This window comes from Streptomyces sp. NPDC001828, from assembly GCF_042892175.1.
Classification (GTDB): Bacteria; Actinomycetota; Actinomycetes; order Streptomycetales; family Streptomycetaceae; genus Streptomyces.
The window spans coordinates 224,086-245,734 of record NZ_JBIATV010000014.1 but is presented as its reverse complement, the minus strand read 5'-3'; the positions used below and the strand labels follow the sequence as shown (position 1 = coordinate 245,734).

The 21,649-nt window shown below is 71.7% G+C and carries 14 protein-coding genes; 10 read left to right on the top strand and 4 right to left on the bottom strand.

The window, feature by feature from the left end; translation table 11 throughout:
- Nucleotides 1–55: 55 nt before the first annotated feature.
- Entirely contained in the window at nt 56–1,519 is a 1,464-nt protein-coding gene (locus ACFYZA_RS32560; protein ID WP_388494289.1) for a M1 family metallopeptidase, read from the top strand.
- A gap of 226 nt (nt 1,520–1,745) precedes the next feature.
- A complete protein-coding gene (gene hflX / locus ACFYZA_RS32555; RefSeq protein ID WP_382593163.1) occupies nt 1,746–3,248 on the top strand; it encodes a GTPase HflX in 1,503 nt (500 codons plus the stop codon).
- Between the two features lie 94 nt (nt 3,249–3,342).
- Here hflX and ACFYZA_RS32550 read toward each other — a convergent pair whose 3' ends face one another.
- A complete protein-coding gene (locus tag ACFYZA_RS32550) occupies nt 3,343–4,512 on the bottom strand; it encodes a trypsin-like serine peptidase (RefSeq protein WP_382593160.1) in 1,170 nt (389 codons plus the stop codon).
- Between the two features lie 169 nt (nt 4,513–4,681).
- Nucleotides 4,682–5,905: a trypsin-like serine peptidase gene (locus ACFYZA_RS32545; protein ID WP_388494288.1), complete on the bottom strand. Its 1,224-nt coding sequence runs from the start codon at nt 5,903–5,905 to the stop codon at nt 4,682–4,684.
- Between the two features lie 395 nt (nt 5,906–6,300).
- On the opposite strand from ACFYZA_RS32545, the gene ACFYZA_RS32540 reads away from it, so the two are divergent.
- The 5 genes from ACFYZA_RS32540 (at nt 6,301) to ACFYZA_RS32520 (ending at nt 14,915) form a co-directional block, all read left to right on the top strand.
- A complete protein-coding gene (locus ACFYZA_RS32540) occupies nt 6,301–7,710 on the top strand; it encodes a diaminobutyrate--2-oxoglutarate transaminase family protein (RefSeq protein ID WP_388494287.1) in 1,410 nt (469 codons plus the stop codon).
- 37 nt (nt 7,711–7,747) lie between these two features.
- On the top strand, nt 7,748–9,616 hold the full coding sequence (locus ACFYZA_RS32535; protein ID WP_382593151.1) for an IucA/IucC family protein: 1,869 nt from the start codon (nt 7,748–7,750) through the stop codon (nt 9,614–9,616).
- Between the two features lie 546 nt (nt 9,617–10,162).
- Nucleotides 10,163–10,846 (top strand): GNAT family N-acetyltransferase, encoded by a 684-nt coding sequence (locus ACFYZA_RS32530; RefSeq protein WP_388494315.1) that lies wholly within the window; start codon nt 10,163–10,165, stop codon nt 10,844–10,846.
- Between the two features lie 60 nt (nt 10,847–10,906).
- The gene (locus ACFYZA_RS32525) at nt 10,907–12,907 is read left to right on the top strand and encodes an IucA/IucC family protein (RefSeq protein WP_388494286.1); all 2,001 of its coding nucleotides are present in this window, start codon (nt 10,907–10,909) and stop codon (nt 12,905–12,907) included.
- A 37-nt stretch (nt 12,908–12,944) separates the two neighbouring features.
- Entirely contained in the window at nt 12,945–14,915 is a 1,971-nt protein-coding gene (locus ACFYZA_RS32520; RefSeq protein WP_388494285.1) for an ATP-dependent DNA helicase, read from the top strand.
- 143 nt (nt 14,916–15,058) lie between these two features.
- Here the strand turns inward: ACFYZA_RS32520 and lexA are convergent, their stop codons facing one another.
- Complete coding sequence (lexA, locus tag ACFYZA_RS32515; protein ID WP_382593142.1) at nt 15,059–15,850, bottom strand: transcriptional repressor LexA; 792 nt, start codon at nt 15,848–15,850, stop codon at nt 15,059–15,061.
- Nucleotides 15,851–16,406: 556 nt separating this feature from the next.
- Here lexA and nrdR point away from each other — a divergent pair.
- Complete coding sequence (gene nrdR / locus ACFYZA_RS32510; RefSeq protein ID WP_388494284.1) at nt 16,407–16,928, top strand: transcriptional regulator NrdR; 522 nt, start codon at nt 16,407–16,409, stop codon at nt 16,926–16,928.
- Nucleotides 16,929–17,082: 154 nt separating this feature from the next.
- A complete protein-coding gene (locus ACFYZA_RS32505) occupies nt 17,083–19,977 on the top strand; it encodes a vitamin B12-dependent ribonucleotide reductase (RefSeq protein WP_382593136.1) in 2,895 nt (964 codons plus the stop codon).
- A gap of 104 nt (nt 19,978–20,081) precedes the next feature.
- On the opposite strand, the gene ACFYZA_RS32500 is transcribed toward ACFYZA_RS32505, so the two are convergent.
- Complete coding sequence (locus ACFYZA_RS32500; RefSeq protein WP_388494283.1) at nt 20,082–20,612, bottom strand: TerD family protein; 531 nt, start codon at nt 20,610–20,612, stop codon at nt 20,082–20,084.
- A 393-nt stretch (nt 20,613–21,005) separates the two neighbouring features.
- Here ACFYZA_RS32500 and ACFYZA_RS32495 point away from each other — a divergent pair, with 393 nt between their 5' ends.
- Nucleotides 21,006–21,611 (top strand): YdbC family protein, encoded by a 606-nt coding sequence (locus ACFYZA_RS32495; protein WP_388494282.1) that lies wholly within the window; start codon nt 21,006–21,008, stop codon nt 21,609–21,611.
- Nucleotides 21,612–21,649 lie beyond the last annotated feature (38 nt).

Genomic DNA, 21,649 nt, shown 5'->3' with positions numbered 1-21,649 from the left:
TGGCGCGCATGCGAGTCGGCCGGGCGGGGTCCCCTGCCGCTGGTAGCGGTAGTCCATGCCGCTCACCCCCCGCCGCCCCCGCTCCCGCCATCTGCGTGCCGTGCTGCTCGCCGCCGCCGCGGCGTCCGTCGTCGCCGCGGCGCTGCCCGCCCCGGTGCCGCTGGGCATCGGGGACCCGCTGTTCCCGCATCTGGGCAACCCCGGGTACGACGTCCTCTCGTACGACATCGGGCTGTCCTACCCGGGCAACAACAAGACGCCGCTGGAGGCCGTCACCACCATCGACGCCGTCGCGACCGACGCTCTGGAGCGGATCAACCTGGACTTCGCCCGGGGCGTCGTGCACGGCGTGGAGGTGAACGGGCGGGCGGCGCGGTTCGAGAGTGCCGACGAGGACCTCGTGATCACTCCGCGGGATCCCGTCCACGCCGGTGAGCGGGTGCGGATCACCGTGCGGCACACCAGCGACCCGGACGCGGCCACCGACGGCGGCTGGGTGCGCACCACCGACGGTCTGGTGATGGCCAACCAGGCCGATGCCGCGCACCGGGTGTTCCCCTGCAACGACCACCCTTCCGACAAGGCGTACTTCACCTTCCGCGTGTCCGCCCCGTCGGACATGACGGTCGTCGCGAACGGGGTGCCGGCCGCGCGGCAGCGCGAAGGCGGGCGGACCGTGTCCACGTACCGCAGCGGCCACCCGATGGCGACCGAGCTGGCCCAGGTGTCGATCGGGCGCTCGGCGGTGCCGCGCCGCGAGGGCCCGCACGGGCTGCCGATCCGCGATGTGGTCCCGGCCGTCGACAAGGATCTGCTGGAGCCCTGGCTGAAGAAGACGCCGGGGCACATCGAGTGGATGGAGCGGCAGGTCGGGCGGTACCCGTTCGAGACGTACGGGGTGCTCATCGCGGGCGCCGAGACCGGGTTCGAGCTGGAGACGCAGACCCTGTCGCTGTTCGAGCGGTCGCTGTTCACGCGGCCCGAGTTCCCGGCCTGGTACGTCGACTCGGTGATGGTGCACGAGCTGGCCCACCACTGGTTCGGGGACAGTGTCACGCCCCGCTCGTGGTCGGACCTGTGGCTGAACGAGGGGCACGCCACCTGGTACGAGGCGCGCTACGCCGAGGAGTTCGGCAAGCGCTCCCTGGAGCAGCGGATGCGCGGCGCCTATGCCCTGTCGGACGGCTGGCGGGCCGCGGGCGGGCCGCCGGCGGCGCCCCGGGCGACCGCGCCGGGGCAGAAGATCGGCATCTTCCGGCCGGTGGTCTACGACGGGAGCGCGCTCGTCCTGTACGCGCTGCGGCAGGAGATCGGGACGAAGGCGTTCGAGCGTCTGGAGCGGCGCTGGGTGCGTGACCACCGCGACTCCACCGCGTCGACGGCCGACTTCTCCGCGCTGGCCTCGCGGATCGCGGGCCGTGACCTGTCCGGGTTCTTCCGGGCGTGGCTGTACGGGGAGAAGACGCCGCCGATGCCCGGGCACCCTCAGTGGCACAGCCAGGCGCCCAAGCACGCCTGACCGGCCGGGGGCCCCGGGGGCCGGCGTGCGGGTCTCGGGGAGGCCGCAAGGGCCTGAAAACCGGGATGACGGGCCCCGAGGCACCGTGCGACCATCGTTCACGTCGGCGGCGCTGCCGGGGCCGGTTCCGTTCGGGAATCATTGGGGCTCATTACGCGTTGTGACCGACACAGCCGGAATTCTCTCGGGGACTCCGGTCCGGAATTCCAACGACGTAAAGGATCCAATGACCTCCTCTTCATCCCCTTCCCAGGACGAGCAGAGCTTCGCGGACACGCACCGCACCGAGAGCCTTCGGGCCGATGCCCTGATGGAAGAGGACGTCGCCTGGAGCCACGAGATCGACGGAGCGCGGGACGGCGAACAGCTGGACCGCTCCGAGCGTGCCGCCCTGCGGCGCGTGGCGGGCCTCTCCACCGAGCTCGAGGACGTCACCGAGGTCGAGTACCGGCAGCTGCGCCTGGAGCGTGTGGTGCTGGTCGGCGTGTGGACCACGGGGACGCTCAAGGACGCGGAGAACTCGCTCGCGGAGCTAGCGGCCCTCGCCGAGACGGCGGGCGCCCAGGTGCTCGACGGCGTCTACCAGCGCCGTGACAAGCCCGACCCGGCCACCTACATCGGCTCCGGCAAGGCGCAGGAGCTGCGGGACATCGTGCTCGAGACCGGCGCGGACACGGTGGTGTGCGACGGTGAGCTGAGCCCCGGCCAGCTGATCCATCTGGAAGACGTCGTCAAGGTGAAGGTGGTCGACCGGACCGCGCTGATCCTCGACATCTTCGCCCAGCACGCCAAGTCCCGGGAGGGCAAGGCGCAGGTCTCGCTCGCCCAGATGCAGTACATGCTGCCGCGGCTGCGCGGCTGGGGTCAGTCGCTGTCCCGTCAGATGGGCGGCGGCGGTTCCAGCGGTGGCGGCGGTATGGCCACCCGTGGTCCCGGTGAGACCAAGATCGAGACGGACCGGCGGCGGATCCGCGAGAAGATGGCGAAGATGCGCCGGGAGATCGCGGAGATGAAGACGGGCCGCGAGATCAAGCGTCAGGAGCGGCGTCGCAACAAGGTGCCGTCGGTCGCCATCGCGGGCTACACCAACGCCGGAAAGTCCTCGCTGCTCAACCGCCTCACGGGCGCGGGCGTGCTGGTGGAGAACGCGCTGTTCGCCACCCTCGACCCGACCGTGCGCCGGGCCGAGACGCCCAGCGGGCGGCTGTACACGCTGGCGGACACCGTCGGATTCGTCCGGCACCTGCCGCACCACCTGGTCGAGGCGTTCCGTTCCACCATGGAGGAGGTCGGCGACTCCGATCTGATCCTGCATGTGGTGGACGGCGCGCACCCGGACCCGGAGGAGCAGCTGGCCGCCGTGCGCGAGGTGATCCGCGAGGTGGGTGCGGTGGACGTGCCGGAGATCGTCGTGATCAACAAGGCGGACGCGGCGGATCCGCTGGTTCTGCAGCGGCTGCTGCGCATCGAGCGGCACTCCATCGCGGTCTCGGCGCGTACGGGTGCGGGCATCGAGGAGCTGCTCGCGCTCATCGACGCAGAGCTGCCGCGCCCCCGGATCGAGATCGAGGCGCTGGTGCCGTACACGCACGGGCAGCTGGTCGCGCGGGCGCACGCCGAGGGCGAGGTGATCTCCGAGGAGCACATCGCGGAGGGCACCGTGCTCAAGGCGCGGGTGCACGAGGTGCTCGCCGCCGAGCTCGCCCCTTATGTGCCGGCCGCGCACTGAGCGTGGGTAGTGCCGTGCAGAGCATGCCGTGAGGCCCGCTCCCTCTTCGGAGGGGGCGGGCCTCACGGCGTGTGCGGTTACCCGCGGCGGGGTGTCACCGGCCGCCGTACTTCGCGCTCATCGAGTCGAAGAGGGCCTTCGCGCCGGCGCCGAGCTGGGGGCCGGCCAGCCAGCCCGAGGTGACCGGGCCGATCGAGGTGTTGGAGACCAGCTGGGCCTTGCCGTCGGGGCCGTTCATGAACCAGCCGCCGCCGGAGGAGCCGCCGGTCATGGTGCAGCCGATGCGGTACATCGCGGGTGTGCCGGGGCTGATGGACAGCTGGCCGGGGCGGTCGACGCACTTGAACATCTGCAGGCCGTCGTACGGGGGCGCGGCCGGGTAGCCCCAGGCGCCCATGGAGGCGACGGAGTGGGCCTTGGGGGCGGAGAAGTTGACGGTCAGCGCGTTGCCGACGGTCTCCTCCAGGGACTTGGTGCCGTTCTCCGGCTTCACGTGGAGCACCGCGTAGTCGTAGGGGGCGCCGGTGCCGCCGGTCGGGCCGCCGTCCTTGATCCACTCGCCGGACGTGGAGGCCCAGTCGGCCCAGAAGACGCCGTAGGGCGCGATCTGCTGCGGGCGCGCGTTGTTGAGCGCGGCCGCCGACTTGCCCTGGTCGTTGTACGAGGGGACGAAGGCGATGTTGCGGTACCAGCCGCCGGAGCCGCCCTGGTGGACGCAGTGGCCGGCGGTCCACACCATGTTGGACCTGCCGGGGTGGGCGGGGTCCTTCACGACGGTGCCCGAGCAGACCATGGGGCCCTCGGGGGAGTCGAAGAACACCTTGCCGACCGGGGCCGCGTAGTTGTGGTAGGGCAGCTTCTCCTGGACGGCCCGGACGGGCGCGGGCTCGGGGTCGGAGATGCCCGTGCCGCCGCTGGTGTCACCGGCCGCCATGGTCTTCTGCGGGTCCTTGGCGGACTTCATCCGGTCGGGCTTCCACAGGCCGTCGATCACCGGGTTGACGAAGTCCTTGGCCTCGCGCAGCCAGGTGTCCTTGTCCCAGTTCTGCCAGCCGCCCTTCTTGTACTTGTCCAGGTCGACCCCGTGCTTCTTGAGGGTGTCGGCCAGGTCGGAAGGTCCGGTGGAACTGCCGCCGGCCTGGGCGGAGTCGGAGGCGGACGGCTTGCTGTCCGCGCCGTCCCCGCCCGGGCCGCACGCGGTGGCGGTCAGTGCGAGAGCCGCGGCCAGGCCGGAGACGGCAAGCAGCGGACGTATGGATCGCATGAAACGATTCCCCCTGATGTGCCTGCCCCGACGGGACAGGTTCTGCCATGTACTTGTCATGGCGGTGGGCGGACCGGTTCCGGGCCGCCCACCGCGGCCCCCACTATGCCTGCTCGGCACGAGGGGTACGAACGGGGGTCCCGGCGTTCACAGGACCCCCGCAAAGCGGCTACCGCCCGGCGTACTTGGTGCTCACCGAGTCGTAGACACCCTTGGCCTCCTTGCCCAGGCGCGGGCCGGCCAGCCAGCCCGCGGTGACCGGGCCGATCGAGGTGTTGGACACGAGCGAGGGCTTGCCGTCGGAGCCCGTGGCGATCCAGCCGCCGCCGGAGGAACCGCCGGTCATCGTGCAGCCGATCCGGTACATGGTCGGCAGGCTCGCGGCGAGCGAGAGCCGGCCCGGCTTGTCCTTGCACTGGAACAGCTTCTGACCGTCGTACGGCGGCGCCGCCGGGAAGCCGTTGGCCGACATGGAGCTGATCTTCGGCACGGCCGGGGCGTTGAAGTCCACCGGGAGCGCCCCGCCGACGGTCTCCTCGAGGGACTTGCCGTTCGAGCCCTTCTCCGGCGTCATGTGCAGCACCGCGAAGTCGTACGGAGCGCCCTGGCCGCCGGTCGGGCCGCCGCCCTCGATCCACTGCTGCGAGGTCTGCGCCCAGTCGGCCCAGTAGACGCCGTACGGGGCGATCTGCTGCTTGGTGGCCTTCTCCAACTGGGCCGTCGGCAGGCTGGAGTTGTTGTACGAGGGGACGAAGGCGATGTTGCGGTACCAGCCGCCCTTGGCGCCCGCGTGCACACAGTGGCCCGCGGTCCACACCATGTTGGACTTGCCGGGGTGCGCCGGGTCCTTGACGACCGTCGCCGAGCACACCATCGAACCCTCGGGGCTGTCGAAGAACAGCTTGCCCAGCTCCGGCAGGTTCTGGTGGTACGGAGCCTTCACCGCGGCGGCCTTCACGGGCGCCGGCACCGGGTCGGTGATGCCCTTGTCGCCGGAGATGTCATTGGGGACGGCCTTCTCGGGGGGCTTGTCCGCCTTGCGCATCCGGTCCGGGTCCCACAGGCCCTGGATGATCGGGTTCACATAGTCCTTGGCCTCACGCAGCCAGGTGGCCCTGTCCCAGTTCTTCCACTCGCCGTTCTTCCACTTGTCCAGGTCGATCCCGTGCTTCTTGAGCTGGTCCAACACGTCCGGCGGGATCTGGAGTTGGCCGGTTCCGCTCGCGGTCGCCGAGGCCGACGGCTTGCTGTCGGCCTCCGAGTCGCCGGGACCGCAGGCGGTGGCGGTCAGCGCGAGCGCGGCCGTCAGACCGAGGGCCGCGAGCGCGGGCGAGACCCTCCGGCGCGTTCCCCTCCCCGCGCGCTCGGCGCTGGACGGGCGTATGGGTCGCATGTCGAATTCCCCCTGGAACTTCGTCTTCACAGCGTCTTCGTCTGTCTTCGTCTTCTGAACTCGTAAAACTCATGAACCGCGGCTCCGAGGACCGGTGCCGCGGCGGCCCCCACTATGCCGGTGCCGGTGGGGACGGCCGGCGGCAGGTCCGCGGTTCCGTCCCGCGAGCACCGCCGGGGTCGTCCGGACCGTCCGGCCGCCGCGACCGCCGGGCCGTCCGGCCGCCCGGGTAAGGCGAACCTTGCTTCGGGGCAAGGAACTTCCGGTCGGCCCGTGATCCGGCGGTGCCGGCGTCGTTGGTACGTACGGGGGACATCAGCACAGCGTTCAGCGCGGGAGTACGAGCCGCGCAACGGACGCGATACGGAACCGTCACAGCGGGAGGACCAGCAGTCGTGGCCGTGACCGAACCAGCAATGACCGCGCTGCCCGGCGCGCCCGAGGGCATCCTGCGCAGGCAGTCCCTGAGGGAGTCGGCGGCCCGCACCTATGCGCGTTCGCTGCCGATCGTGCCCGTGCGGGCGCGGGGGCTGACCATCGAGGGCGCGGACGGGCGGCGCTATCTCGACTGCCTCTCGGGCGCCGGGACACTGGCGCTCGGCCACAACCACCCCGTGGTGCTCGAAGCGATCCGCGAGGTCCTCGACTCGGGGGCGCCGCTGCACGTCCTCGACCTGGCGACGCCGGTCAAGGACGCCTTCACCACCGAGCTCTTCGCCACCCTGCCGCGCGAACTCGCAGAACACGGGCGGATCCAGTTCTGCGGACCGGCCGGCACGGACGCGGTGGAAGCCGCCCTGAAACTGGTGCGCACCGCCACCGGCCGCACCGGCATGCTGGCCTTCACCGGCGCCTACCACGGCATGACCGCGGGCGCCCTCGCCGTCTCCGGCGGCGCCCGCGACGTCCAGGTGACCCGGCTGCCCTACCCGCACAACTACCGCTGCCCGTACGGAGTCGGCGGCGACCGGGGGGCCGAGATCGCCGCCCGCTGGACCGAGAACCTCCTCGACGACCCCAAGGGCGGCGTCCCCGCCCCGGCCGGAATGATCGTCGAACCGGTACAGGGGGAGGGCGGCGTGAACCCGGCGCCCGACGGCTGGCTGCGCCGGATGCGGGAGATCACCACGAGCCGCGCCATCCCGCTGATCGCCGACGAGGTGCAGACGGGCGTCGGCCGCACCGGCACGTTCTGGGCCGTCGAGCACAGCGGCGTGGTGCCCGATGTGATGGTCCTGTCCAAGGCCATCGGCGGCTCGCTGCCGCTCGCCGTGATCGTGTACCGCGACAGCCTCGACGTGTGGAAGCCGGGCGCGCACGCGGGGACGTTCCGCGGCAACCAGCTCGCCATGGCGGCGGGCGCCGCCACGCTGGCGTACGTCCGAGAGAACCGGCTCGCCGAACGGGCGGCCGTCCTCGGGGCGCGCATGCTCGGCCAGTTGCAGGGGCTCGCCGCCGACCACCCCTGCATCGGCGACGTACGGGGGCGGGGCCTGATGATCGGCGTCGAACTCGTCGACCCCGAGCGCGAGGACCTCACCTACGGCAACCCGCCGCCGCCCGCACCCGCCCTCGCCGCCGTCGTCCAGCAGGAGTGCCTGCGGCGCGGGCTCATCGTCGAGCTCGGCGGCCGGCACTCCAGCGTCGTACGGCTGCTGCCGCCGCTCACCCTCACCGACGAACAGGCCGTGGCCGTCCTCGACCGGCTCGCCGACGCGGTGGCCGCCGCCACCCGCACCCCGCACCCGGGGGCCGACGCGGGGGCCGGCGCACACCACCGCGCCGAGACCGGACCGTCCCACTGATCCAGGACCACCCCACGAGCTCCCAAGGAAGACCGCCGTGAATCCCACCCCCGCACCCGATGCGCACGAGGGCGAAGGCCCCCTCGGCGCCCCCCGCGGCCCGCTCGTGGCCGAGTCGACGACGGTGCCGCGCCAGAAGGCCGGGATCCACGGCGAACGACTGACCGCCCGCACCGGACCCGACCCGCTCGACGCCGCCGACCCCGAGGCCGCCGCCGAAGCGGCCGCCGTCGAGAACCTGCTGCGCTGCTGGGTGCGCGAGAACGACCTGCCCGCGCCCGACGGCCCGCTCCTGCGCATCGCGCTGCCCGCCAGCGGCACCGCCCTGCTCGTGCCCGTGCCGTACTGGTCGCCCACCGGCTGGCACCGGTTCGCCCGGCCCGCCCTGCACGGCGGCCCGGCCGGCGCCCCGCCCGCCGACGCCGTCACCGTCGCCGCCCTGCTCGGCCGCGAGGCCGGCCTGAGCGAGAGCGCCGACCTGGTGGGACGCGTCGCCGACTCGGTGCGCCGCACCGCCGACTTCATCGCCGACCGGCGCACCCGCCCCGGCCCGCGCGACACCGCCGACCTCTTCCTCACCGCCGAACAGTCCCTCCTCCTCGGCCACCCCCTGCACCCCACCCCGAAGAGCCGCGAAGGCCTGTCCGAGACCGAAGTGCGCCGCTACTCGCCCGAGTTGTACGGCTCCTTCCCGCTGCACTGGATGGCGGTCGACCCCGCCGTCCTCGCCTCCGACTCCGCCTGGACCGAGGGCGGCCGCACGGTGAGCGCCGCCCGGCTGGCCCTCCGGTTCGCCGACGGCCTCCCACTCCCGCCCGGCGCGGTCCCGTTGCCCCTGCACCCCTGGCAGGCCCGCGACCTCGTCCAGCGCCCCGCCGTCGCCGCCCTGCTCGATGCCGGACTCCTGCGCGACCTCGGCCCGCACGGCGAGCACTGGCACCCCACGTCCTCCGTCCGCACGGTCCACCGCCCCGGCGCCGACGCCATGCTGAAGCTGTCGCTCGGCGTCCGCATCACCAACTCCCGCCGCGAGAACCTCCGCAAGGAACTCCACCGGGGCGTGGAGGTCCACCGGCTGCTGCGGGCCGGGCTCGGCGAACAGTGGCAGTCCGCCCACCCCTGCTTCGACATCGTCCGCGACCCCGCCTGGCTCGCCGTCGACACCCCGGACGGCGAGCCGCTGCCGGGGCTCGACGTGGTGGTGCGCCACAACCCCTTCGCGCCCGGCGACGACGCCGTCTGTGTCGCCGCCCTGACCGCGCCGCGCCCCATGCCGGGCCGCACCGGGATGCACTCGCGGCTCGCCGAGGTGGTGGGCCGCCTCGCCGCCCGCACCGGCCGGCCCACCACGGCCGTCTGCGCCGAGTGGTTCCTGCGCTACCTCGACCAGGTCGTACGCCCGCTGCTCTGGCTGGACGGCACGGCGGGCATCGCCCTGGAGGCGCACCAGCAGAACACCCTCGTCCTGCTCGACCCCGACGGCTGGCCCGTCGGCGGCCGCTACCGCGACAACCAGGGCTACTACTTCCGCGAGTCGCACCGCGAGGCCCTGGAACGCCGTCTTCCGGGGATCGGCGCCACCAGCGACACCTTCGTCCCCGACGCCGTCACCGACGAACGCTTCGCCTACTACCTCGGCATCAACAACATCCTCGGCCTCATCGGGGCCTTCGGCGCGCAGCACCTCGCCGACGAGCGCGTCCTGCTCGCCGCCCTGCGCCAGTTCCTCACCAAGGCCATCGGCCTCGGCTCGCCCCTGCCCGCCCAGCTCCTGGACAGCGCGACCCTGCGCTGCAAGGCCAACCTGCTGACCCGGCTGCACGGCCTCGACGAACTCGTCGGCCCGGTCGACACCCAGTCCGTCTACGTCACCATCACCAACCCCCTTCACACCAACGGCACTTGACCCGTACGCACTGCTGAGAGGAGCGTCGCCGTGCCCCCCACCGATGCGAGCACCGACGCCGGCGCAGGCCCCGGCCCCCTACCGGGGGAGGCGGCCGACGACACCCTGGACCTGGAGCTGCCCGACGAACTGGTCGCGCTCCTCGACGGCAAGACCGCCGAGCCGCGCGACGACCCGGCCCCGCCCGCCGGCCCCGCCCCGGTCGCGGGCCCGGACTCGCGGACCGTCGCGGGGCTGCCGACGGAGGCCGGCTCCGCCTGGGCCTCCACGGCCAGGGCAGCCGCATCGCACGCCGCACCACACCCCGGCCCGGGCGGGACCGACCACCCGGCTCCCGAAGCCGATACCGATGCAGACACCGGAGGCGATACCGGCGCCGGTGTGGCACCGGGCGCCGGTGTGGCGCGGGGGTCCGAGACGTTGCCGGGGCCCGGCCGGTTGCCGGGACTTGAGCCGTTGCCAGGGTCCGAGCGGTTGCCGGGACCCGTCCCCTCGCTGAGCCGGGGCGCTGCGCCCGCGCCCTCGTCGAACCTGGGCCCTGCGCCCCTGCCCCTGCCGGGGTCCGAGCCGGAGCCCCTGCCGGGGCCGAGCCCCGTGCCGGGAGGAGGGCCGGTGCCGGGGTTGCTCGGCGCCCTCCGGCCGGCCCACCCCGCGGCAGCGGACCTCCTGGACTCACCCCGTGACTGGGCCCCCGCCCGCACCTCGCTCGGCGCGTTCGACCTCGTACCCGTACGTCCCGATCGCGATCTCGCCCTCCTCTCCCAGTGGATGAACGACCCCGCCGTGGCCGCCTTCTGGGACCTGGCGGGACCCGAATCCGTCACCGCCGCCCATCTGCGCGACCAGCTGGACGGCGACGGCCGCAGCGTGCCGTGCCTCGGTGTCCTCGACGGAACCCCCATGAGCTACTGGGAGATCTACCGCGCGGACCTGGACCCGCTGGCCCGGTACTATCCGGCCCGCCCGCACGACACCGGTATCCATCTGCTCATCGGCGGCGTCGCCGACCGTGGCCGGGGCGTCGGCACCACCCTGCTCAGGGCCGTCGCCGACCTGATCCTCGACAACCGTCCGCACTGCCCCCGCGTGATCGCCGAACCCGATCTGCGCAACACCCCCTCCGTCTCCGCGTTCCTCAGCGCCGGCTTCCGCTTCCACGCGGAAGTCGACCTGCCCGACAAGCGAGCCGCCCTGATGGTCCGCGACCGCGCGCTCAGGAACCTGCTGTGAACGCCCCGCCGCTCCGCATACACCCCCAGCCCCGAATCGGTTCCACCCCGAGGAGTCTTCGTGCCGAACCCTGCTTCCCCCCATGACTCCCGCGGCCTCCTCGACTCCGAAGTCCCGCCCGGGCTGCTGGCCCCGCCCGAGCTGAACCGCGAGGCCTGGGACCGAGCGGGACGCCTCCTCCTCGCGAAGATGATCGGCGCCTTCGCGTACGAGGAGATCGTGCGACCCACGGTAGAACCCGCCACTGACAATGCCGGTCCGGCCGGGGAAAGTGCAGGTCAGTACGGGTTCACCCTGGACGACGGCAGCACGCTGACGTTCCTCGCGCGGCGCGGCGCCTACGGCGGCTGGCAGGTGGACCCGGATTCGGTACGGCGGACCGAGCGGACCGAGCGGACCGAGCGGACCGAGCGGACCGAGGGGGCTGGGCAGGATGAGCCGGCCGGGCGGGCCGGGCAAGCCGCCCCGAGCCCCGCCCCGGCAGGAGACCGGCCCCGCACGCCCGGCCACCCCCTCCCGTCTCCCGAGCCCTTCGGCGATCCCATCCGGTTCCTCGCGCTCGCCCGCCGGACCCTCGGCGTCGACGGCGCCACCTTCGGCCACCTCGTACGGGAACTCACCGCCACCCTCGCCGCGGACACCCGGCTGCACTCCACCGCGCTGTCCGCGTCCCAGCTCGCCGATCTGGGCTACGCGGAGCTGGAGGGCCACCAGACCGGGCACCCCTGGCTCGTGCTCAACAAGGGGCGGCTCGGCTTCTCCGCCGACGACGCCGCGCGCTGGAGCCCGGAGGCCCGCACCCCGGCCGCACTGCCCTGGATCGCCGTCCGCACGGACCTCGCCGGCTACCGGGGCGTCGCCTCGCTCGCGACGCCGGACCTGCTCTACGCGCGCGAACTCGACGCCCCCGTCCGCGAGGCGTTCGCCGCCGCGCTGCGGGCCCGGGGCCTGGACCCGGCGGCGTACCTGTACCTGCCGATCCACCCCTGGCAGTGGACGGAAATGATCCTGCCGCTCTTCGCCCCGGCCGTCGCCGGCCAGGCGATCGTGCCGCTGCCGAGCGACGGCGACGTACGCCTGCCGCAGCAGTCCATCCGCACCTTCCTCAACCTGTCGCGGCCCGAGCGGCACACCGTGAAACTGCCGCTGTCCATCCTCAACACCCTGGTCTGGCGCGGCCTGCCGACCGAGCGCACCGTGGCCGCGCCCGCCGTCACGGCCTGGGTGCGGGGACTGTGCGAGCGGGACGCCTTCCTGCGGGACGAATGCCGGGTGATCCTGCTCGGCGAGGTCGCCTCGGTGGCCGTGGAGCACCCGGTCTACGACCGCGTAGCCGAAGTCCCTTACCAGTACAAGGAGTTGCTGGGGGCGATCTGGCGCGAGCCGCTGCCGCCGCGGCTCGCGCCGGGCGAGCGGGCCCGCACCCTCGCCGCACTCCTTCACACCGACCCCGAGGGCCGCGCCTTCACGGCCGAGCTCGTCGCCCGCTCGGGTCTGGCGCCCGAGGTGTGGCTGCGGCGGCTCTTCAACGCCCTGCTGCCGCCGCTGCTGCGCTTCCTCTACCGGTACGGGACCGTGTTCTCGCCGCACGGGGAGAACGCCATCGTCGTCTTCGACGACCGGGACGTGCCCGTACGGCTCGCGATCAAGGACTTCGTCGACGACATCAACGTGAGCGCCGAGCACCTTCCCGAGCACGACTCGATGCCCGACGACGTGCGCGCGGTCCTGCTCACCGAGGAGCCCTCCTTCCTCACCCAGTTCATCCACTCGGGGCTCTTCGTGGGCGTCTTCCGGTTCCTGGCCCCGCTGTGCGAGGACCAACTGGGCGTTCCCGAGGCCGACTTCTGGGCGCTGGTGCGCGAGGAGATCCTGCGCCACCAGGCGCGCTTCCCCGACGAGAAGGAGCGCTACGAGACGTTCGACCTGCTCACACCCCGGATCGACCGGCTGTGCCTGAACCGGAACCGGCTGCACACCGACGGCTACCGGGACCGGCCCGAGCGGCCGCACGCCACCGTCCACGGCACCGTGGCGAACCCCCTCGCACCTGCGGAGTGATCGGATTGTCAGTGGCGAGCCTTAGGCTGGTCCGGCTATGACGAAGCCTTCACTCCCCGAGCTCCTGCACGCCGCCGTCACCACCGTCGGCGGCGTGGAGCGGCCTGGCCAGGTCACCATGGCCACGGCTGTCGCCGACGCCGTCGACGACAGCTCCCACCTGCTGGTCCAGGCCGGGACGGGCACCGGAAAGTCCCTCGGCTATCTGGTGCCGGCCCTGGCACACGGGGAGCGCGTCGTGATCGCGACGGCGACGCTCGCGCTCCAGCGCCAGCTCGTGGAGCGCGACCTGCCGCGCACGGTGGAGGCACTGCATCCGCTGCTGCGGCGCCGCCCCCAGTTCGCCATGCTCAAGGGCCGCTCCAACTATCTGTGCCTGCACCGCCTCCATGAGGGTGCGCCGCAGGACGAGGACGAGGGGCTCTTCGACCAGTTCGAGTCCGCCGCGCCCACCAGCAAGCTGGGCCAGGACCTGATCAGGATGCGGGACTGGGCGGACGAGACGGAGACCGGCGACCGGGACGCCTTGACGCCGGGCGTCTCGGACAAGGCGTGGAGCCAGGTCTCGGTGTCGTCGCGCGAGTGCCTGGGCGCCTCGAAGTGCGCGTACGGGGCGGAGTGCTTCGCGGAGATGGCCCGCGAGCGCGCCAAGCTCTCCGATGTCGTCGTCACCAATCACGCGCTGCTCGCCATCGACGCGATCGAGGGCGCCCCGGTGCTTCCGCAGCACGAGGTGCTGATCGTCGACGAGGCCCACGAGCTGGTCTCGCGGGTCACCGGCGTCGCCACCGGCGAGCTCACCCCCGGCCAGGTCAACCGGGCGGTGCGGCGCAGCGCCAAGCTGGTCAACGAGAAGGTGGCCGACGGGCTCCAGACCGCCGCCGAGGGCTTCGAGCGGGTCATGGAGCTGGCTCTGCCCGGCCGTCTGGAGGAGGTCCCGGAGGATCTCGGCTATGCGCTGATGGCGCTGCGCGACGCCGCCCGTGAGGTCGTCTCGGCGCTCGGCGGTACCCGCGACAAGTCCGTCCAGGACGAGGACGCCGTACGCAAGCAGGCCCTCGCCATGCTGGAGACGGTGCACGGCGTGGCCGAGCGCATCACCAACGGCTCCGAGTGGGACGTCGTCTGGTACGAGCGCCACGACCGCTTCGGCGCTTCCCTGCGGGTCGCCCCGCTCTCGGTGTCGGGCCTGCTCAGGGAGAAGCTGTTCACGGACCGCTCGGTCGTGCTGACCTCGGCCACCCTCAAGCTGGGCGGGGACTTCAACGGGGTGGGCGCCTCCCTCGGCCTCTCCCCGGAGGGCACCGAGGGCGAGGACGTCCCGCGCTGGAAGGGCCTGGACGTCGGCTCGCCGTTCGACTACCCCAAGCAGGGCATCCTGTACGTCGCGAAGCACCTGGCCACCCCGGGCCGCGAGGGTTCGCGCGGCGACATGATGGACGAGCTGGCCGAGCTGGTGGAGGCGGCCGGCGGCCGCACGCTCGGCCTGTTCTCCTCGATGCGTGCGGCCCAGGCCGCCGCCGAGGAGCTGCGGGGCCGCCTCGACAACCCCATCCTGTTGCAGGGCGAGGAGACGCTCGGCGAGCTGATCAAGGCCTTCGCCGCCGATCCGAAGACCTGTCTGTTCGGCACGCTGTCCCTGTGGCAGGGCGTCGATGTGCCGGGGCCGAGCTGCCAGCTGGTGGTCATGGACCGGATCCCCTTCCCGCGCCCGGACGACCCGCTGATGAGCGCCCGGCAGAAGGCGGTCGAGGAGGGCGGCGGCAACGGCTTCATGGCCGTGGCGGCCACGCACGCCGCGCTGCTCATGGCGCAGGGGGCGGGCCGCCTCGTCCGGGCGACCGGGGACCGGGGGGTGGTCGCGGTGCTGGATCCCCGTCTGGCCAACGCCCGCTACGGCAGCTATCTGCGGGCCTCGCTGCCCGATTTCTGGTACACCACGGACCGCAATCAGGCGCGCCGCTCGCTGGCCGCCATCGACGCGGCCGCCAAGGCGGACGGCAAGTAGGGCCCGGTCAGCGGGCCCGGTCAGCCCTGGCGCCGCTCCTTCCTCCGGGGAGGGGCTGCGCCTGCGGGGCGCCTCTGGGACACAGCAGGGCCCCGGGACCGGCGCAGGAGGTCCCGGGGCCCGGTTCAGAGCCGGCGGAGGGGTCAGACCCGCCGGAGCACCGCCACGACCTTGCCCAGGATGGTCGCTTCGTCGCCGGGAATCGGCTGGTAGGCGGCGTTGTGCGGGAGCAGCCAGATGTGGTTGTCCTCGCGCTTGAAGCGCTTGACGGTGGCCTCGCCGTCGAGCATCGCGGCGACGATGTCGCCGTTCTCGGCGACGGGCTGACGGCGGACCGTGACCCAGTCGCCGTCACAGATCGCGGCTTCGATCATCGAGTCGCCGACGACCTTCAGGACGAACAGTTCGCCGTCGCCGACGAGCTGGCGGGGGAGGGGGAAGACGTCCTCGACCGACTCCTCGGCGAGGATCGGGCCACCGGCGGCGATCCGGCCGACCAGCGGCACATAGGACGCGGCGGGCTTGCCTGCGGTGTCGGTGGGCTGGCTGCTCGGCTGGTCGGAGCCGCGCACCTCGTAGGCGCGGGGCCGGTGCGGGTCGCGCCGCAGGAAGCCCTTGCGCTCCAGGGCCATCAGCTGGTGGGCGACGGACGAGGTGCTGGAGAGGCCGACCGCCTGACCGATCTCCCGCATCGACGGCGGGTAGCCACGGCGCTGCACGGAGTCCCGGATGACCTCGATGACCCGCCGCTGCCGGTCGGTGAGGCCGGAGCTGTCCGCCCTGATCCCTGGGGGCCGGCCTGGCAGGGAGCGGGCGGGCCGTGTGGCGTCCGCCCCCTGGTTCGAGACTGCGTCGTTCATGGCATGCACCGGCTCAAGTCGGGTCTGGGAGCGGTCCTGGGCAGTGATGGTGGCACTGTCTGCGGTGGTGGTCACGTCGGCCCCTCTCGAATTGGTCTCCCTAGCTGGACAACGGTAGTAGCTTTCGAAAGGTTGCGCCAAACACACGTTCGAGTGAAAAATCGCAGAACGCGCTACGCGGCCCTGAGGGTGGGTGTATGTGCGAGTCCCGATGAGGGGCCCGTCGAACGGCAATTCGGTCCATTACGGTACCCTTCACCGCTGAGGCGGACGCGGGGCGACCGGCCTCTCGGGGACCGTTGCGGCGGCCGCCGCGTGTCGCGTGCGACGACGGCGCCACGCGGCACAGTCTGTCATCCGGCACCCCGCGATCGGGTGCTGCGACGCGCTTCCCGTAAGGTCCTCGGCGGCCGGAAAGCGCCGGGCCCGAGGTCGGGGGCTGGCGACACGCGGTAGGGCCGGATAAGCGGCAAAACCCTAGATCTAGTGGTTGGATTGGTGCAGCCACCCAGAAGTTGTGGTCCCTGGTCCTTCAAGACCCTGGCCATCACCTATGCTTGTGGTCGCTTCCCGGGCAGTTTCCAGGCCTGGTGGGGCTATTCAGTCGTGCTGTGAAGGAGGGTTGGGAACCATGCACTGCCCCTTCTGCAGGCACCCCGACAGCCGTGTCGTCGACAGTCGTACGACCGACGACGGCACGTCGATCCGCCGGCGCCGCCAGTGCCCCGACTGCTCCCGTCGCTTCACGACGGTGGAGACGGCCTCGCTGATGGTCATCAAGCGATCCGGCGTGACCGAGCCCTTCAGCCGCACCAAGGTCATCTCCGGCGTCCGCAAGGCGTGCCAGGGGCGGCCGGTCACCGAAGACGCCCTCGCCAAGCTCGGCCAGCGGGTCGAGGAGGCGGTGCGCGCCACCGGAAGCGCCGAGCTGACCACCCACGACGTGGGCCTTGCCATACTCGGCCCGTTGCAGGAGCTCGACCTCGTCGCGTACCTGCGCTTCGCGTCCGTGTACCGGGCCTTCGACACCCTCGACGACTTCGAGGCGGCCATCGTGGAACTCCGCGAGCGGCAGCCTCCTGGGGACCAACCTGACGAGTGCGTGGCCGGCGTGACCCCCGAGGTCCCCGCGCCCGCCACCGCTGCCGACTGACCGAGGGGCCCGCGCGGCCCGCGGTCGCCGATCGGCGGCAATCCAAGACCTGCCAGGGGTGCGTTTCGGCTGCGCCCGTGGCAACAGACAAACACCGTGCCTTGGGAACATTCAGGCACTTTTGGGCGTTTTTGCCCGCGTATGGGAGGCGGCAATGACAGAGACGGCGAGCGGCCCGGCACGAGGCTCCCGAGCCAAGGGATCCAAGGCCACCAAGGGTCTGCGTATCGAGCGCATCCACACCACCCCCGGCGTGCATCCGTACGACGAGGTGTCCTGGGAGCGCCGTGACGTCGTCATGACCAACTGGCGCGACGGCTCGGTCAACTTCGAGCAGCGTGGCGTCGAGTTCCCCGACTTCTGGTCGGTGAACGCGGTCAACATCGTCACCAGCAAGTACTTCCGCGGGGCCGTCGGCACCCCGCAGCGCGAGACCGGTCTCAAGCAGCTCATCGACCGGATCGTGAAGACCTACACGAAGGCCGGCGAGGACCACGGGTACTTCTCCTCGCCCGCCGACGCCGAGATCTTCGAGCACGAGCTGGCGTACGCCCTCCTGCACCAGATCTTCAGCTTCAACTCGCCGGTGTGGTTCAACGTCGGCACGCCCCAGCCGCAGCAGGTCTCGGCCTGCTTCATCCTGTCCGTCGACGACTCCATGGAGTCGATCCTCGACTGGTACAAGGAAGAGGGCATGATCTTCAAGGGCGGCTCCGGCGCCGGCCTGAACCTCTCCCGCATCCGCTCCTCCAAGGAGCTGCTGTCCTCCGGCGGCAACGCCTCGGGCCCCGTCTCCTTCATGCGCGGCGCCGACGCCTCGGCCGGCACCATCAAGTCCGGCGGCGCCACCCGCCGCGCGGCCAAGATGGTCATCCTCGACGTCGACCACCCCGACATCGAGAACTTCATCGAGACCAAGGTGAAGGAAGAGGAGAAGATCCGCGCGCTGCGTGACGCGGGCTTCGACATGGACCTGGGCGGCGACGACATCACGTCCGTCCAGTACCAGAACGCCAACAACTCGGTCCGTGTGAACGACGCCTTCATGAAGGCGGTCGAGCAGGGCGGGAAGTTCGGCCTCACGTCCCGCATGACCGGCGACGTCATCGAGGAGGTCGACGCCAAGTCGCTCTTCCGCAAGATGGCCGAGGCCGCCTGGGCCTGCGCCGACCCGGGCATCCAGTACGACGACACCATCAACCACTGGCACACCTGCCCGGAGTCCGGCCGCATCAACGGCTCGAACCCGTGCAGCGAGTACATGCACCTGGACAACACGTCCTGCAACCTCGCGTCCCTGAACCTGATGAAGTTCCTCAAGGACGACGGCCTGGGCCACCAGTCCTTCGAGGTCGAGCGCTTCGCCAAGGTCGTCGAGCTGGTCATCACCGCGATGGACATCTCGATCTGCTTCGCGGACTTCCCGACGCAGAAGATCGGCGAGAACACCCGCGCCTACCGCCAGCTGGGCATCGGCTACGCCAACCTCGGCGCCCTGCTGATGGCCACGGGTCACGCGTACGACTCCGACGGCGGCCGCGCGCTCGCCGGTGCCATCACCTCCCTGATGACCGGCACCTCCTACAAGCGCTCCGCCGAGCTCGCCGCGGTCGTCGGCGCGTACGACGGCTACGCCCGCAACGCCGAGCCGCACCAGCGCGTCATGAAGCAGCACGCCGACGCCAACGCCGCGGCCGTCCACGTGGACGACCTGGACAACCCGATCTGGGCCGCCGCCACGGAGGCCTGGCAGGACGTGATCCGGCTCGGCGCGAAGAACGGTTTCCGCAACGCGCAGGCCTCGGTCATCGCGCCCACCGGCACCATCGGTCTCGCCATGTCGTGCGACACCACCGGCCTGGAGCCCGACCTCGCCCTGGTCAAGTTCAAGAAGCTGGTCGGCGGCGGCTCGATGCAGATCGTCAACGGCACGGTGCCGCAGGCGCTGCGCCGGCTCGGCTACCAGGAGGAGGCGATCGAGGCGATCGTCGCCCACATCGCCGAGAACGGGAACGTCATCGACGCCCCGGGTTTGAAGACCGAGCACTACGAGGTCTTCGACTGCGCCATGGGCGAGCGTTCCATCTCCGCGATGGGTCACGTCCGCATGATGGCGGCCATCCAGCCGTGGATCTCGGGCGCCCTGTCCAAGACGGTCAACCTGCCGGAGACGGCGACCGTCGAGGACGTCGAGGAGGTCTACTTCGAGGCGTGGAAGATGGGCGTCAAGGCGCTCGCCATCTACCGCGACAACTGCAAGGTCGGCCAGCCCCTCTCCGCCAAGACCAAGGAGAAGGAGAAGGAGGCGGTCACCGCCAAGGCCGAGGAGACCATCCGCACCGCGGTCGAGAAGGTCGTCGAGTACCGCCCGGTCCGCAAGCGTCTGCCCAAGGGCCGCCCGGGGATCACCACCTCGTTCACGGTCGGTGGCGCCGAGGGCTACATGACGGCCAACTCCTACCCGGACGACGGTCTGGGCGAGGTCTTCCTGAAGATGTCCAAGCAGGGTTCCACCCTCGCGGGCATGATGGACGCCTTCTCCATCGCCGTCTCCGTGGGCCTGCAGTACGGCGTGCCGCTCGAGACGTACGTCTCGAAGTTCACCAACATGCGCTTCGAGCCGGCCGGCATGACGGACGACCCGGACGTGCGGATGGCGCAGTCGATCGTCGACTACATCTTCCGCCGCCTGGCGCTGGACTTCCTGCCGTTCGAGACCCGCTCGGCCCTCGGCATCCACTCCGCCGAGGAGCGCCAGCGTCACCTGGACACCGGTTCGTACGAGCCGGCCCTGGAGGACGACGAGCTGGACGTCGAGAGCCTGGCCCAGTCCGCCCCGCGCCAGAGCGAGCCCCTGAAGGCCGTCGCCGCCCCCAAGGCCGTCGCGGTCGAGGCCCCCAAGGTCGCGCACAACTCGGCGGAGCTCGTCGAGATGCAGCTCGGCGTCAGCGCCGACGCGCCGCTCTGCTTCTCCTGCGGTACGAAGATGCAGCGGGCCGGCTCCTGCTACATCTGCGAGGGCTGCGGCTCGACCAGCGGTTGCAGCTGACACCCGGGCAGCGCCTATGGGTGAGCGCCACGCACTGAGCTGAGCGCACCGCACTGAGGGGACCGGCACCCGCCGGTCCCCTCAGTCGTGCGCACCGGGCGGGCTCAGGCGGGCGCCGAACCCATGGCGGCGATGAAGGCGTCCGGGTCAAGGGTGAATCCGCGCAGATCCGCCCGGAATTCCCACGCACCGGACGTACTCCGCCGGAACTCGGCGACCGTGGCCGCGCTGGCCCCGGCGACCTCGGCGAAGCCGTGCTGGGCCAGCTCGGTGTAGCCCTCGCGGATGCGGACACCGGGGGCCGCCACCTCGCCGAAGACCAGGGGTCCGGACCCCTGCTGGATGACCACCCCGATCACCACGCGCGCGTGCTCCTCGGGCATCCGGCCCAGTTCCACGGTCATGACCTCGTCATAGCCCAGGCCCTGGCCGGTGCGGCTGTCGCGGTCGAGGGAGATCGTGCCCTCGGGGGAACGCCGGTCGTAGTACACCCAGTAGTCGGGCGGGCCGTAGGGGGCCGCCGCCGGATAGACCCCCGCGACCAGATCGAGGTCGTGGGCGGGGGAGCCGAGCGGGCTCGGGTCCCATCGCAGTGCCACCTCGACCGTGCCGAGCCCCTTGCCGATACCGCTCATGCCCACGCCCTCCCCAGGTCCGTCGCCCCCGCGAACCCCCATGCTGCCACGCCCTGTTGGGCCTGCGGGGCGAAGTGGGTGCCGACGGGCCCGCGCTCGGAGTGCGCCGGGCGGTCGTCAGGGATGAGCTCACCACCGTTCGCGACGACGGCACCGAGGAGCGTCGCCGGGTGTCCGCCGACGAGCTCCCAGGGGCGTTGTCAGAGGCCTTCGATATCGTGATGGACCAGGAAGAAGTCGCACAACTGGGCCCAGTGGGAGGCGGGTTGGACGTCCGGGAGAGTCGTGCCCGTGTTCGGTGGTGCACAGGGGTTCGGGGCGTACGGCATATTCCCGCGGACATAGTCCGCCGGAGCCTGACGGGGGCGTGGTGGTGCGCCGTACGATGGCGCGGTGCTGGTCAAGTGGATTCGCTGCACCGTGGTGGACCGCCGCGGTTTCGAGCGCGGGCAGCGGAAATGGGCGGGGCTCCTCGGCGAGCCCGGTTTCCGTGGACAGGGCGGCGGCTGGAGCCGGAGGCGGCCGGAAGTGGCCCATGTCTTCGGCTTCTGGGAGAGCCGCGCGTTCTACGACTCCTTCATGGCGCGGGGGCACGACCGGCTCGCCGCCGCCCAGTCGGGCACGTACAAGGACATCGAGACCAAGCTCTTCGACCACCGCTTCGACGTGAAGACCGGCTTCGAGCCGCGCTTCACCGACGCCGACGTGGTCCGGATCGCGCACTGCACGGTGCACGAGGAACGGGTCGAGCACTTCGCGCTGATGCAGCAGAAGGTCTGGAACCCCGCGATGGCGGGCTCCCCGGGCATGCTGCGCGGGGTGTTCGCCGAGGCGCCGGGACATGAGTTCCTGGTGCTCTCCATGTGGCAGTCGGCCGCCGAGCGCGGCAAGTACCGGGCCGACCGGCTGGAGCGGCTCTCGCTGCGCGCGGAGACCGATACGGACGTCGCGGCGCTCACCGGTGACGTCGTGCGGCTGGACGCCGACTGGACGGTCTGACACCCGGTTCCACCGCCCGCGCAGCGGCGGTCCGGTGC